This is a genomic window from Citrobacter sp. Cf116 (assembly GCF_030336505.1).
Taxonomy (GTDB): Bacteria; Pseudomonadota; Gammaproteobacteria; order Enterobacterales; family Enterobacteriaceae; genus Citrobacter; species Citrobacter freundii.
This window is the reverse complement of sequence record NZ_JAOWEQ010000024.1, coordinates 359,379-373,844: the sequence shown is the minus strand read 5'-3', so window position 1 is coordinate 373,844 and position 14,466 is coordinate 359,379. Positions and strand designations below refer to the sequence as shown.

Below are 14,466 nucleotides of genomic sequence, written 5' to 3'. Positions count from 1 at the left end.
CCGCGCGTTTGTTTATAAACTGCCCAAATGCCACTAAATGGGAAATCTCCAGTGAAGTTCGTAAAGTATTTATTAATCCTTGCAGTATGTTGCATCCTGCTGGGAGCAGGCTCGATTTATGGCCTTTATCGCTATATCGAGCCGCAATTACCTGACGTCGCGACGCTCAAAGATGTGCGTTTACAGATCCCGATGCAGGTTTACAGCGCTGACGGCGAGCTAATCGCGCAGTATGGCGAGAAACGTCGAATCCCGGTCACGCTGGATCAGATGCCGCCGGTAATGGTTAAAGCCTTTATCGCCACAGAAGACAGCCGCTTTTATGAGCACCACGGGGTAGACCCGGTGGGGATCTTCCGTGCGGCCAGCGTAGCATTGTTCTCTGGTCACGCGTCGCAAGGGGCGAGTACCATTACCCAGCAGTTGGCGAGAAACTTCTTCCTGAGCCCGGAACGTACGCTGATGCGTAAGATCAAAGAAGTGTTCCTGGCGATCCGCATTGAACAACTGCTGAGTAAAGATGAGATCCTCGAGCTGTATCTGAACAAGATTTACCTGGGGTATCGCGCCTATGGCGTGGGTGCTGCCGCGCAGGTCTATTTCGGTAAAACGGTGGATCAACTCAGCTTAAGTGAAATTGCGGTGATTGCCGGTCTGCCAAAAGCGCCGTCAACCTTCAACCCTCTCTATTCGATGGACCGGGCAACCGCGCGACGTAACGTTGTACTGTCGCGTATGTTGAGCGAAAACTACATCACGCAGGCCCAGTACGATCAGGCGCGCGGCGAGGCCATTGACGCCAACTACCACGCGCCGGAAATCGCTTTCTCTGCACCGTATCTGTCAGAAATGGTGCGCCAGGAGATGTATAACCGTTATGGTGAGAAAGCCTATGAAGACGGGTATCGCATCACCACCACCATTACACGCAAAGTACAGCAGGCAGCTCAGCAGGCAGTACGCAACAACGTGATGGATTACGACATGCGCCACGGCTACCGCGGCCCGTCGAACGTGCTGTGGAAAGTGGGCGAAAGCAGTTGGGACAGCAAAAAAATCACCGATACGCTGAAAGCGCTGCCGACTTATGGACCGCTGTTACCGGCGGTTGTTACCAGTGCCAATCCGCAGGAAGCCATTGCCGCGCTGGCGGATGGTACGTCAGTGTCATTACGCATGGATGGTATGCGCTGGGCGCGTCCTTACCGCTCGGATACTCAACAAGGCCCAACGCCGCGTAAAGTGACCGACGTGGTACAGGCCGGCCAGCAAATCTGGGTACGCCAGGTGGGCGATGCCTGGTGGCTGGCGCAAGTGCCGGACGTCAACTCCGCACTGGTCTCCATCAATCCGCAAAACGGCGCGGTGCTGGCACTGGTTGGTGGTTTTGACTTCAACCAGAGCAAGTTTAACCGCGCAACGCAGGCATTACGCCAGGTGGGTTCTAACATCAAGCCATTCCTGTATACCGCCGCGATGGATAAAGGTCTGACGTTGGCGAGCATGCTCAACGACGTACCAATCTCCCGCTGGGATGCCGGTGCTGGTTCCGACTGGCAGCCGAAGAACTCCCCGCCGCAGTATGCCGGTCCTATCCGCTTACGTCAGGGGCTGGGTCAGTCGAAAAACGTGGTGATGGTACGCGCCATGCGCGCCATGGGCGTGGATTATGCGGCAGAGTATCTGCAACGTTTCGGTTTCCCGGCACAGAACATTGTGCATACCGAGTCACTGGCGCTGGGTTCGGCTTCGTTCACACCGTTGCAGGTGGCGCGCGGTTACGCAGTGATGTCTAACGGCGGCTTCCTGGTCGATCCGTATTTCATCAGTAAGATCGAAAGCGATATGGGCGGCGTTATCTTCGAAGCGAAGCCGAAAATTGCCTGCCCGGAATGCGATATTCCGGTGATTTACGGCGATACCCAGAAATCTAACGTGCTGGAAAACAGTAACGTAGAAGATGTCGCCGTCTCGCAGGAACAGCAGAATGCCGCCGTGCCTATGCCGCAGCTTGAGCAGGCTAACCAGGCACTGGTCGCGCAAAGCGGCACACAGGAATACGCTCCGCACGTGATCAACACACCGCTGGCCTTCCTGATTAAAAGCGCGCTGAACACCAATATATTTGGTGAACCAGGCTGGATGGGAACCGGTTGGCGCGCAGGTCGCGATTTACAGCGTCATGATATCGGCGGGAAAACCGGAACCACCAACAGCTCTAAAGATGCGTGGTTCTCCGGTTACGGACCAGGCGTGGTGACGTCAGTATGGATCGGCTTTGATGATCATCGCCGCAACCTTGGTCATACGACAGCTTCCGGCGCGATCAAAGACCAAATCTCCGGCTACGAAGGCGGTGCGAAGAGTGCGCAGCCAGCATGGGATGCCTACATGAAGTCCGTGCTGGAAGGCGTGCCTGAACAGCCGTTGACGCCGCCACCGGGTATCGTAACGGTCAATATCGATCGCAGCACAGGACAACTGGCAAGCGGTGGCAATAGCCGCGCAGAATACTTCATTGAAGGCACTCAGCCGACGCAACAGGCGGTGCATGAAGTGGGGACGACCATTATCGATAATGGTGAGACGCACGAACTGTTCTGATCAAAAAAGGCGCTTAGGCGCCTTTTTTGTTGTTCGTGTATTAGCTGCAGAGAAATTAAAGCCGCCCCAGCCCTTTCAGCCATTCGCGTACGAGGAACAAGGCACTGACATTACGCGCTTCGTGAAAATCAGGATCTTCCAGCAGGTCCATCAAATGCGCCAGCGGCCAGCGCACCTGCGGCAATGGCTCAGGTTCATCACCCTCCAGCGATTCAGGATATAAATCTTCTGCCACCACGATGTTCATCTTGCTGGAGAAATAAGATGGTGCCATGCTGAGTTTCTTTAAAAACGTCAGATCTTTTGCGCCAAACCCCACCTCTTCTTTCAGCTCCCGATTCGCCGCCTCAAAAATGCTTTCGCCAGGATCGATTAATCCCTTAGAAAAACCCAGTTCGTAAGATTCGGTCCCGACTGCGTACTCGCGGATGAGGATCATGTGGTCGTCAACAATCGGCACAATCATTACCGCTTCACGCGTGGATGGACGCATACGTTCATAAACGCGGCGTACGCCATTGCTGAACTCAAGGTCCACGCTTTCGACTTTAAACAGCCGGGATTGGGCGACGGTTTCCACTTTCAAAATCGTGGGTTTCTGTAATGATTTGCTCATTGTGAGGATCTTTGCTGTGAAATCTGGGGTTATTGTGCGATATACCGCACGGTTTCGGCAATGTGAATTGCCGTTTATTTACATTTATGTAACGTACTAAAAGTTAATCCCTATTTCAAATTAAAAGTCAATAGGTTGAAATAACTCCAGGAATTTGCTGATATTCCATTTTTAGTGATTTTGCTATGATTCGCTTTTACTGGGCTGTACTTAAAGATGCTCAAGTTCGACTCCACACTTGCCGATAGCCAACCACAGAATCACGAATATTGAACAGGGTGCGACTGACCACGCCTGACAGACTAAGTAAGATGGGGAAAGCATGAGCACCATTCTGATTTTTTTAGCTGCTTTGCTGGCCTGCTCATTGCTTGCAGGATGGCTACTCAAATCAAAATCCAGGCAGAAAAATTTACCCTTGAGCAGCGTTTTCTCAGACGCCTCGAAACGTAAACTCGCGCCTGAAGAACGCACTGCCGTCGAAAACTATCTCGAAAGCCTTAGTCAAATTCAGCAAGTACCTGGTCCAACTGGAGCCAGTTCTGCGCCAGTCTCATTAACGTTGAATGCCCAAAGTAATAGCGTCATCGTGCTTACTCGTTCGATTACACGTTACGGCATCACTACCGACGATCCTAACAAATGGCGCTACTATCTTGATTCCGTTGAGGTACACCTTCCCCCTTTCTGGGAACAATACATCAATGACGAAAATAGCGTTGAGATAATCCATACCAATACAATACCGCTGGTTATCTCGTTGAACGGCCATACGCTGCAGGAATATATGCAGGAAGCGCGTGGCTATGCGTTGCAGCACACCGCTTCTACCCAGGCATCCATTCGTGGTGAAGAAAGTGAGCAGATTGAACTGCTGAATATTCGCCAGGAAACCCATGAAGAATATGCGCTCAGCCGCCCTTCGGGATTGCGCGAGGCGTTGCTGATAACCGCATCATTCCTGCTGTTCTTTTTCTGTTTGGTTATCCCGAATACGTTTGTTCCATGGGCAGTCGGTGGCGCGGTGTTGCTGTTAGCTGCGGGCCTGTGGGGATTATTCGCCCCGCCGTCCAAAACCGCCCTGCGGGAAATTCATTGTTTGCGCGGTACGCCGCGTCGCTGGGGGTTGTTTGGCGAAAACGACCAGGAGCATATTAATAATATCTCGCTGGGTATTATCGATCTGATCTACCCACCTCACTGGCAACCTTACATCGCCCAAGACCTTGGCCAGCAAACGGATATCGATATTTATCTCGATCGCCACGTTGTCCGCCAGGGGCGTTTTTTATCTCTGCACGATGAAGTCAAAAATTTCCCGTTGCAACATTGGCTGCGCAACGCCGTCATCGCGGGCGGCTCGTTGCTGGTACTGCTGATGCTGCTGTTTTGGATCCCGCTGGATATGCCGATAAAGGTCACGCTTTCCTGGATGAAGGGCGCGCAAACTATCGAAGCCACCAGCGTTAAACAGCTCGAAAACGCGGGCGTTCGTGTGGGTGACACGCTGCACCTGAGCGGTACGGGTATGTGTAATATTCATACCCAAGGGAGCTGGAATGCGCAGCCCACCACGCCGTTTATGCCTTTCGATTGCTCGCAAATTATCTGGAATGACGCACGCGCATTACCGCTGCCCGAATCCGATCTGGTGAATAAGGCCACTGCGCTCACGCAGGCCGTGAACCGCCAGCTGCATCCCAAACCTGACGATGACTCTCGCGTCAGCGCATCGCTACGCTCGGCAATCCAAAAGTCCGGCATGGTGTTACTGGACGATTTTGGTGAGATTGTCCTGAAAACGGCCGATCTGTGTGCAGCCAAAGATGAATGTGTACGCTTAAAGAATGCGCTGGTTAACCTCGGTAACAGCAAAGACTGGGCCGCGCTGGTAAAGCGAGCGAACGCAGGCAAACTGGATGGGGTGAACGTGCTGCTGCGTCCGGTAAGCGCTGAGTCGTTAGATAATCTGGTGAATACCTCTACGGCACCATTTATTTCACGCGAGACTGCGCGAGCGGCCCAGGCGCTGAATAGCCCTGCTCCCGGCGGTTTCCTGATTATCAGCGATGAAGGCAGCGATCTGGTCGATCAGCCGTGGCCGACGACCTCGCTATATGACTATCCTCCCCAGGAACAGTGGAACGCCTTCCAGCGCCTGGCGCAGATGCTGATGCAGACACCATTTCGCGCAGAGGGGATCGTCACCAATATTTCGACTGACGCCAATGGCACCCAGCACATTGGCCTGCACCGTATCCCGGATCGTTCAGGGTTATGGCGCTACCTTGGCACGACGCTGCTGATGTTCTCCATGCTCGGATGCGCTGTCTACAACAGCGTGCAGGCATTCAGACGCTACCAGCGTCACCGCACCCGCATCGCGGAAATTCAGAGCTACTACGAAAGTTGCCTGAATCCAACGCTGATTGACGACCCGGAAAGCCTGATTCGATAACACGCTCGCACGACAGGATATGCTACTCTGTCGCGCATCATGTTTTCTTGTGGGGAGTTTCCATGCATATCAATATTGCCTGGCAGGATGTCGACACCGTGTTGTTAGATATGGACGGCACGCTGCTCGACCTGGCATTCGATAACTATTTCTGGCAAAAACTGGTGCCGGAAACCTATGGCGCGAAGCAGGGTATCTCTCCCCAGGAGGCCCAGGACTATATTCGTCAGCAGTATCATGCCGTGCAGCATACGCTAAACTGGTACTGCCTGGATTACTGGAGCGAGTGCCTGGATCTGGATATTTGCGCCATGACAACGGAACAGGGACCGCGCGCCGTTTTGCGTGAAGATACCGTACCGTTTCTTGATGCTTTAAAAGCCAGCGGCAAGCGCCGTATTTTGCTCACCAACGCGCATCCGCATAATCTGGCGGTGAAGCTGGAGCATACCGGTCTGGCCTCACACCTTGATTTATTACTTTCCACCCACACATTTGGTTATCCCAAAGAGGATCAGCGGTTATGGCACGCTGTGGCTGAAGAAACGGGAATGAGTGCAGAGAAGACGCTGTTTATTGACGACAGCGAACCCATTCTCGACGCCGCTGCTCTGTACGGTATTCGTTACTGCCTCGGCGTGACCAATCCCGACTCCGGCATCGCCGAAAAGCAGTACGCACGCCATCCGTCACTGAATGACTACCGCCGACTGATCCCCTCACTGATGTGAAGGAGACGCCATGAAAGAAAAGCCCTCTGCTGAAGTCAGGCTGGATAAATGGCTGTGGGCTGCACGCTTTTACAAAACGCGTGCGCTAGCCCGCGAAATGGTTGAAGGCGGTAAGGTGCACTACAACGGCCAGCGCAGTAAGCCGAGCAAGATTGTCGAGCTGAACGCCACCCTCACCCTTCGCCAGGGAAATGACGAGCGAACGGTCATTATCAAGGCCATAACCGAGCAGCGTCGCCCGGCAACGGAAGCCGTTACGCTGTATGAAGAAACCGCGGAAAGCGTGGAAAAACGCGAAAAAATGGCGCTGGCGCGTAAACTTAACGCGTTAACCATGCCGCACCCGGACAGACGACCGGACAAGAAAGAGCGCCGCGACCTGTTACGATTTAAACATGGCGACAGCGAGTGACTGTCACCTGCAAGAGAGATGATTATGCCGCAACATGACCAATTACATCGTTATCTGTTTGAAAACTTTGCCGTGCGCGGCGAGCTGGTGACCGTTTCGGAAACCCTGCAACAGATCCTCGAAAATCATACTTACCCGCAGCCGGTCAAAAACGTACTGGCTGAGCTGCTGGTTGCCACCAGCCTGCTCACCGCTACGCTGAAGTTTGCCGGTGATATCACTGTGCAGTTGCAGGGTGATGGTCCGCTGAGCCTGGCCGTCATCAACGGTAACAACAATCAGCAGATGCGCGGCGTGGCCCGCATGCAGGGTGATATTCCTGAAGATGCCGATTTGAAAACCCTGGTGGGCAACGGCTACCTGGTGATCACCATTACCCCGGAAGAAGGCGAGCGTTATCAGGGCGTGGTCGGTCTGGAAGGTGACACGCTGGCAGCCTGTCTGGAAGACTACTTCATGCGTTCCGAACAGCTGCCGACACGCCTGTTCATCCGCACTGGCGACGTTGATGGCAAACCCGCTGCTGGCGGAATGCTGCTGCAAGTGATGCCGGCGCAAAACGCACAGGCAGATGATTTCGATCACCTGACCGCCCTGACCGAAACCATCAAGGCCGAAGAGTTGCTGACGCTGCCGGCCAACGAAGTGCTGTGGCGCTTATACCACGAAGAAGAGGTTACTCTCTACGATCCGCAGGACGTTGAGTTCAAATGCACCTGTTCACGCGAACGCTGCGCAGGCGCACTGAAAACGTTGCCGGACGAAGAAGTTGACAGCATTCTGGCGGAAGAAGGCGAGATCGATATGCACTGCGATTACTGCGGTAGCCACTATCTGTTTAACGCCATGGATATTGCAGAGATCCGCAGCAACGCCTCCCCTGCCGATCCACAGGTGCATTAATCACCGTCTTGCCTGAAGGCGCTTATCAGGCCTACGGAAAAACTGTCGTAGGCCGGATAAGGCGTTCGCGCCGCTATCCGGCAAAAACGCTGTCGGCAACACACTCACTCGGTGTAATAAGTCATCGGCAGTCTTTTGCCATCAATAGTGATATCCCGCCAGATTCTGGGGGCTGAACCCAGTTGCTGATTCGCCACCGCCTGCAGCAATTTATCCTTATTGAATCCTTCTGGTAGCCTGGCAACAGCTAACAAATCCCATTTGTTTTTCTGCATGCCGAAGACCAGACTCTCCCCATCGCCAAAAGCATATAGCACCTGCTCAGGATGACCATCCGCATTGAGGTCCTGACTCACCAATACGCACGCATTCTGCTCAGCACAAGAGGTGATACGATACCCCTGTGCTTTGACAAACGTCCAGAACGCATCGTCTGGCTTCTCGCTTCCCGGAGCAATCACAACCTTCGATACTAACTGTGTTGCGGTTAGCTCTTTAACCGGATCCCGGCTCCCTTGCAGCAGAGAATTCAAGTCGCGTCTGCGCTTACTGTCTTGATTAAACGCCACATCTTTTTGTAATGCTTCCAACGCTGCGCGCCCCGGTTTTCCGCTGTGATCCAACATATACAGGCTGACCTGATCCGGTTTAATTTTCCCGCTGTGATACAGCCCCATATGGCTGCTAACGCTGATACGCCAGGCATCAATAACCGGCGACGACAGCAGAACCAACAGCCCCAATGCCAGCAACGAAACGCCAAGAATGACCGGCCCTTGAAGCTCAAGCGGATTGCGCCCGCGGCGTAAAATGCTGGCCAGATAGCCAAACGACCATACCAGCAGTACCACGACCACCAGCACGCCATACAAACGCTCAGGCGTCCAACCGTACTGCTGTATTCGCACCCACAGTGACCAACCGGCAATCAGCATATAGATGGGCGCGACAATCAGAGAGCATTTGATCAGGTAGCGTAACGCGCCAGGATAGGGTAACGCCTCTTTTTGCGGTTCACGCACGATAGCCATCAACAGCAACAGGAGCAGCGTCAGCGTTGACATCAACCCGGCCGCAGACACGCGTTGCGAAATAGCCTCCAGTCCAGTGAAGGGCAAGGTCAGTATGAACATCAGCGCCAACAGCGCGACCAGAGGTAACAGACCGGTGGCAATAAACGTCAGTAATTTTTGTACCGCCGTGACCAAACGCGACTGTGTACGAGCCAGTACCACTGCCAGTGCGGTAATCAGACCAAAGGCCACATAGCCAAACCAGTCGGTATCAAAGAAGAGCGTGCTGAAGAAGGGAATACCGACCAGCTTAAACATCTCGCTCCATAGCATGAGCACCAGCCAGAACAGACCGTTGGCGACAAAGACAATCAGCAACGTCAACGCATTAAGCCACAATTGCCGATAAAAATGCGGGTAACGCGCCTGCTCACGAGAGACATGAAGCGAGTACTGAATCCAGGGCAAGGCAAGCATCGCCATCAGCAGTAAGCGCCAACCGTAGAACATAAAAACTTCATGTTGCCGCCACTTATCACTGTCCTCGACTTGCCACTTTAGCCAGACGCTCATCGCCAGCACCACAACAAAGATCAGCACCATCCAATACCACAGCGCGCGTTGTTTGAAAGAAACGACAGTAAGCAAAAGTGCCGAGGTGATCGCAATCGTCGCAGGCATGCCATAGAACAGCCAGCCGTCGTTATGGGGCACCAGATATGTCATCAGCAGGTAGCATAATGCCCCCTGCAGCAGGCCGATAAATATCATGCCCAAACGCGTTGTACGTGAAATTTCAGCACTATCCATGTCAGTTTCCAGAATGAAGGGAAAAGCTAATTATCGCATCAACTTCACAATTTTGAGCATTGGTAGGCTGATTTCAGACTAACGCGACGGGAAGTGAATCGATATTGTATATGTATGAGTTACGTTATTTTCTTACGTGAATGCGATTACACTCACAAGATTCCCGCCAAAAACACTCTTCATTAACGTTTTAAGAACATTTTCCACAACAAAAAAGGGTTTCCTGCCATAATATCCGCCTCTTTGTGACAGGAGTCGCAGCGTATTCGGTAACCCGTGATTTTCCCGGATGCGTAAATCTATGAGCCTTGTCGCGGTTAGCAATCCCTAAAAAACCTTACTATTCCAGGTAATACATATTGGCTAAGGAGCAGTGAAATGCGTGTGAACAACAGTTTAACCCCGCAAGATCTCAAGGCTTATGGTATCAATGACGTTCAGGATATCGTTTACAATCCAGACTACGACACGCTTTTCCAGGAAGAACTTGATCCAAACCTGGAAGGTTATGAACGTGGCGTGTTAACGAATCTGGGCGCCGTTGCCGTTGATACCGGTATCTTTACCGGACGTTCGCCAAAGGATAAGTACATTGTCCGTGACGACACCACGCGCGACACGCTCTGGTGGTCCGACAAAGGTAAAGGTAAGAACGACAACAAACCGCTCTCCCCGGAAACCTGGCAGCATCTGAAAGGATTAGTTACCCAGCAACTTTCCGGCAAGCGCCTGTTTATCATTGATGCATTCTGCGGCGCTAACGCCGATACCCGTCTTTCCGTGCGCTTCATTACCGAAGTTGCCTGGCAGGCGCATTTCGTCAAAAACATGTTCATCCGCCCAAGCGACGAAGAGCTGGTTGATTTTAAACCGGATTTCATCGTGATGAACGGCGCTAAGTGCACCAACCCACAATGGAAAGAGCAGGGTCTGAACTCTGAAAACTTCGTGGCTTTCAACCTGACTGAGCGTATCCAGCTGATTGGCGGCACCTGGTACGGCGGCGAAATGAAGAAAGGTATGTTCTCCGTGATGAACTACCTGCTGCCGCTGAAAGGCATTGCCTCCATGCACTGCTCAGCAAACGTCGGGGAAAAAGGTGATGTGGCAGTCTTCTTTGGCCTGTCCGGTACCGGTAAAACAACTCTGTCCACCGATCCGAAACGTCGCCTGATTGGCGATGACGAACACGGCTGGGATGACGACGGCGTATTTAACTTCGAAGGCGGTTGCTACGCGAAGACCATCAAACTGTCTAAAGATGCCGAGCCAGAAATCTACAACGCAATTCGTCGTGACGCGCTGCTGGAAAACGTCACCGTGCGCGAAGATGGCTCCATCGACTTCGACGACGGTTCCAAAACTGAAAACACCCGCGTTTCCTACCCGATTTATCACATCGATAATATCGTTAAGCCAGTGTCAAAAGCGGGTCATGCAACGAAGGTTATCTTCCTGACCGCCGACGCCTTTGGCGTGCTGCCGCCGGTTTCTCGCCTGACAGCAGACCAAACTCAGTACCATTTCCTGTCTGGCTTCACCGCCAAACTGGCCGGTACCGAACGCGGCGTTACCGAACCGACCCCAACCTTCTCTGCCTGCTTCGGCGCAGCATTCCTGTCTCTGCACCCAACGCAGTATGCAGAAGTGCTGGTGAAACGTATGCAGGCGGCAGGTGCGCAGGCGTATCTGGTTAACACCGGCTGGAACGGTACTGGCAAACGTATCTCTATCAAAGATACCCGTGCGATTATTGACGCCATCCTGAACGGTTCGCTGGATGACGCAGAAACGTTCCGTCTGCCGATGTTTGACCTGGCTATCCCGACCGAGTTGCCGGGCGTGGATACGCGCATTCTCGATCCGCGTAATACCTACGCGTCTCCAGAGCAGTGGCAGGAAAAAGCCAATGCACTGGCGAAACTGTTTATCGAGAACTTCGAGAAATACACAGACACCCCTGCGGGTGAAGCGCTGGTTAGCGCCGGACCGAAGCTGTAACGAAAAATGCCGGATGGCGGTTGCCACATATCCGGCCTACAGCAACAAAAAGGGAGGCATTTCGCCTCCCTTTCTTATACGTCTTTCGTGATACCCTGCGCGCGAGTGAAAGGAACCGGAAGCCATGCACGAATCGACAACCCACCACGTTCACTGGTACCAATCTCCAGCATGCCGTTATGGTTATCGATAATACGTTGCACAATCGCCAGACCCAGCCCCGTGCCGCTGGTACTGCGCGCGCTGTCGCCGCGGACAAATGGCTGGAACAGGTGCTTACGCTGCTCCGGCTTGATGCCCGGACCATCATCTTCTACCTGGAACCAGGCGCGATGCGTCTCCGTACCGCTACTAACCTTAATCCAGCCGTTGCCGTAGCGGGCGGCGTTAACCACCATATTGGCAACCGCACGCTTGATCGACAGCGGGTGCATCTTCACCTGAATGGCGCCAGGCTGCAGCGCAGTTTCGATTTCACGTTCATAGCCGCTTTCTGCCGCAACCACTTCACCCAGCACCGAGTTCAGATCCGCCATCTCCATCGGCATCTCTTGACCGGTACGCAGGTAATCGATGAACTGCTCGATGATGGCGTTACACTCTTCGATGTCCTTATTGATGGACTCCGCAAGATAACCGTCCTCTTCGCCCATCATTTCCGTTGCCAGACGAATACGCGTCAGCGGAGTACGTAAATCGTGGCTCACGCCCGCCATTAACAGCGTACGGTCATCGGCCAACTGCTTCACACCTGCGGCCATATGGTTAAAGGCTCGGGTTACGGAGCGCACCTCTGAAGCGCCATACTCACGCAACGGCGGTGGAATGATACCTTTCCCCACCTGCAGCGCCGCATGTTCAAGATCCACCAACGGTCGGTTCTGGATACGGATAAACAGCCACGCGCCACCGATAGCCAGCAGCATAATCGCCAGCGTATAGCGGAACAGCGGTGAGAAATCGCCTTGATGAATTTCCGTAAGCGGCACACGTACCCAGATGTTGGGCGACAGCCAGGTTTTCAGCCACACAACCGGCGAGCTTTTGTTTACCTCAACGCGGACTTCCGTTGGGCCACCCAACTGCTGCGCCATCTGATGGCTTAAGAATTCATAGTGTTGCGCCCAACGCAGTCCGGCTTCTTCAGCGGCCTCGTTGGAATAGAGGGAAATACCCAGCTCACGATAAATTTCCCGACGGAATGCGGGCGGCACCACCAGTTGCGTACCGTCCTCCAGCTGTAGTTTATCGGTCATCAGCATACGAACTTCGTAGGCCAGGACCTTATTAAACTGCTGGAGGCTCGGCAGAATCGCGAAGTTCAGCACTACCAGGTAAGTCGTCACCAGGCTGGCAAACAGCAAGGTGACGATGAGCAATAACGTGCGGGCAAACGAACTTCGTGGCGAGAAGCGCATTCGCCTCATGCTTTAGAACCGTCCGGAACAAAGACGTAGCCCAGACCCCATACGGTCTGAATGTAGCGTGGATGCGCCGGGTCTTCTTCCACCATGCGACGCAAACGGGAAATCTGGACGTCGATAGAACGTTCCATCGCAGAATATTCACGACCACGGGCCAGGTTCATCAACTTGTCGCGGGACAGCGGCTCACGCGGATGGCTGACCAGTGCTTTCAGCACCGCAAACTCACCGCTGGTGAGCGGCATAGGCTCATCTTCACGGAACATTTCACGCGTACCGAGGTTCAGTTTGAACTTACCAAACGCAATGACTGCTTCTTCCTGAGAAGGCGCGCCCGGCAGTTCATTCGCCTGACGGCGCAGGACTGCGCGAATACGTGCCAGTAGCTCACGCGGGTTAAACGGTTTCGGAATGTAATCGTCAGCGCCGATTTCCAGTCCTACAATACGGTCCACTTCTTCGCCCTTCGCCGTGACCATAATGATCGGCATCGGGTTGCTTTGGCTGCGCAGGCGACGGCAAATAGACAGGCCATCTTCTCCCGGCAGCATTAAATCCAGCACCATCAGGTGGAAAGACTCACGGGTCAGCAGACGATCCATCTGCTCAGCGTTTGCGACGCTTCGAACCTGGAAGCCCTGCTCGGTCAGATAACGCTCCAGAAGCGCACGTAAGCGCATGTCGTCATCGACCACCAGAATCTTATAGTTCTCTTGCATTGTTATTACTCCCAAAGGTTCGCAACAATTAAGTGTATATTCTTAAGAAAGCTAACGTGAGTCACCAGCGAATTCTGGTATGAATTCCAGGCTAAATTGTTACAAAGCATATTAAACAGCAGCTTAAGTATACAATGTTTCTCGCAATACATTATTTATTCTGTTGATATGCTCACGTAATACTAATTGTGCGCATCATCACAGAGTCGAAGGTAAAACAATAAGATGAAAACGCCCCTGATAACCCGTGAAGGGTATGAAAAACTCAAACAAGAGCTGAATTATCTCTGGCGTGAAGAGCGCCCGGAAGTCACCAAAAAAGTAACCTGGGCCGCGAGTCTGGGTGACCGCAGCGAAAATGCCGACTACCAGTATAATAAAAAGCGCCTGCGTGAGATCGACCGTCGCGTCCGATATTTGACCAAGTGCATGGAGAATCTGAAAATCGTCGATTACTCCCCGCAGCAGGAGGGCAAAGTCTTCTTTGGCGCATGGGTTGAGATTGAAAATGACGATGGCGACATCCGCAAATTCCGTATTGTTGGCTACGATGAGATCTTCGGTCGTAAAGATTACATCTCTATCGACTCACCAATGGCGCGAGCGCTGCTGAAAAAAGAAGTCGGCGATCTCGCAGTAGTAAACACCCCTGGTGGCGAAGCCAGCTGGTACGTGAACGAGATTGAATACGTTAAGTGAGACCGGAACAATCCGAAGCCCCGGCAGATGGCTGGCATTTTTGTCAGTCAATCCGTATAACTATCCCCTGATTTTT

The 14,466-nt window shown here is 53.0% G+C and carries 11 protein-coding genes; 7 read left to right on the top strand and 4 right to left on the bottom strand.

All coding sequences use genetic code 11. The features are described from left to right. Nucleotides 1-51: 51 nt before the first annotated feature. A complete protein-coding gene (mrcA, locus tag OGV74_RS02935) occupies nucleotides 52-2,604 on the top strand; it encodes a peptidoglycan glycosyltransferase/peptidoglycan DD-transpeptidase MrcA (protein WP_003837905.1) in 2,553 nt (850 codons plus the stop codon). A 55-nt stretch (nucleotides 2,605-2,659) separates the two neighbouring features. Here mrcA and nudE read toward each other — a convergent pair whose 3' ends face one another. Continuing rightward, the gene (nudE, locus tag OGV74_RS02930) at nucleotides 2,660-3,220 is read right to left on the bottom strand and encodes an ADP compounds hydrolase NudE (RefSeq protein WP_286520275.1); all 561 of its coding nucleotides are present in this window, start codon (nucleotides 3,218-3,220) and stop codon (nucleotides 2,660-2,662) included. Nucleotides 3,221-3,542: 322 nt separating this feature from the next. Here nudE and igaA point away from each other — a divergent pair, with 322 nt between their 5' ends. From igaA to hslO, 4 genes are all read left to right on the top strand, one after another. After that, nucleotides 3,543-5,678 (top strand): intracellular growth attenuator protein IgaA, encoded by a 2,136-nt coding sequence (gene igaA / locus OGV74_RS02925; RefSeq protein ID WP_086504637.1) that lies wholly within the window; start codon nucleotides 3,543-3,545, stop codon nucleotides 5,676-5,678. Nucleotides 5,679-5,740: 62 nt separating this feature from the next. After that, nucleotides 5,741-6,409: a GMP/IMP nucleotidase gene (yrfG, locus tag OGV74_RS02920; protein ID WP_003023533.1), complete on the top strand. Its 669-nt coding sequence runs from the start codon at nucleotides 5,741-5,743 to the stop codon at nucleotides 6,407-6,409. 10 nt (nucleotides 6,410-6,419) lie between these two features. Next, the gene (hslR, locus tag OGV74_RS02915) at nucleotides 6,420-6,821 is read left to right on the top strand and encodes a ribosome-associated heat shock protein Hsp15 (RefSeq protein ID WP_003837900.1); all 402 of its coding nucleotides are present in this window, start codon (nucleotides 6,420-6,422) and stop codon (nucleotides 6,819-6,821) included. 24 nt (nucleotides 6,822-6,845) lie between these two features. Continuing rightward, entirely contained in the window at nucleotides 6,846-7,724 is an 879-nt protein-coding gene (gene hslO / locus OGV74_RS02910) for an Hsp33 family molecular chaperone HslO (RefSeq protein WP_003023531.1), read from the top strand. A 104-nt stretch (nucleotides 7,725-7,828) separates the two neighbouring features. On the opposite strand, the gene OGV74_RS02905 is transcribed toward hslO, so the two are convergent. Continuing rightward, nucleotides 7,829-9,547 carry a DUF4153 domain-containing protein gene (locus tag OGV74_RS02905; RefSeq protein WP_086504638.1) on the bottom strand — a complete coding sequence of 573 codons (1,719 nt, stop codon included), beginning with the start codon at nucleotides 9,545-9,547 and terminating at the stop codon, nucleotides 7,829-7,831. Between the two features lie 378 nt (nucleotides 9,548-9,925). On the opposite strand from OGV74_RS02905, the gene pckA reads away from it, so the two are divergent. After that, nucleotides 9,926-11,548 carry a phosphoenolpyruvate carboxykinase (ATP) gene (pckA, locus tag OGV74_RS02900; protein ID WP_003023529.1) on the top strand — a complete coding sequence of 541 codons (1,623 nt, stop codon included), beginning with the start codon at nucleotides 9,926-9,928 and terminating at the stop codon, nucleotides 11,546-11,548. A 74-nt stretch (nucleotides 11,549-11,622) separates the two neighbouring features. Here pckA and envZ read toward each other — a convergent pair whose 3' ends face one another. Both envZ and ompR read right to left on the bottom strand, forming a co-directional pair. Then, the gene (gene envZ, locus OGV74_RS02895) at nucleotides 11,623-12,975 is read right to left on the bottom strand and encodes a two-component system sensor histidine kinase EnvZ (RefSeq protein WP_003837891.1); all 1,353 of its coding nucleotides are present in this window, start codon (nucleotides 12,973-12,975) and stop codon (nucleotides 11,623-11,625) included. Further along, nucleotides 12,972-13,691, bottom strand: a complete 720-nt coding sequence (gene ompR, locus OGV74_RS02890; RefSeq protein WP_001157751.1) for an osmolarity response regulator transcription factor OmpR — start codon at nucleotides 13,689-13,691, stop codon at nucleotides 12,972-12,974. The genes envZ and ompR overlap by 4 nt, the downstream gene beginning before the upstream one ends. Nucleotides 13,692-13,916: 225 nt before the next feature. Here ompR and greB point away from each other — a divergent pair, with 225 nt between their 5' ends. Further along, the gene (gene greB, locus OGV74_RS02885) at nucleotides 13,917-14,390 is read left to right on the top strand and encodes a transcription elongation factor GreB (RefSeq protein WP_003023524.1); all 474 of its coding nucleotides are present in this window, start codon (nucleotides 13,917-13,919) and stop codon (nucleotides 14,388-14,390) included. Nucleotides 14,391-14,466 lie beyond the last annotated feature (76 nt).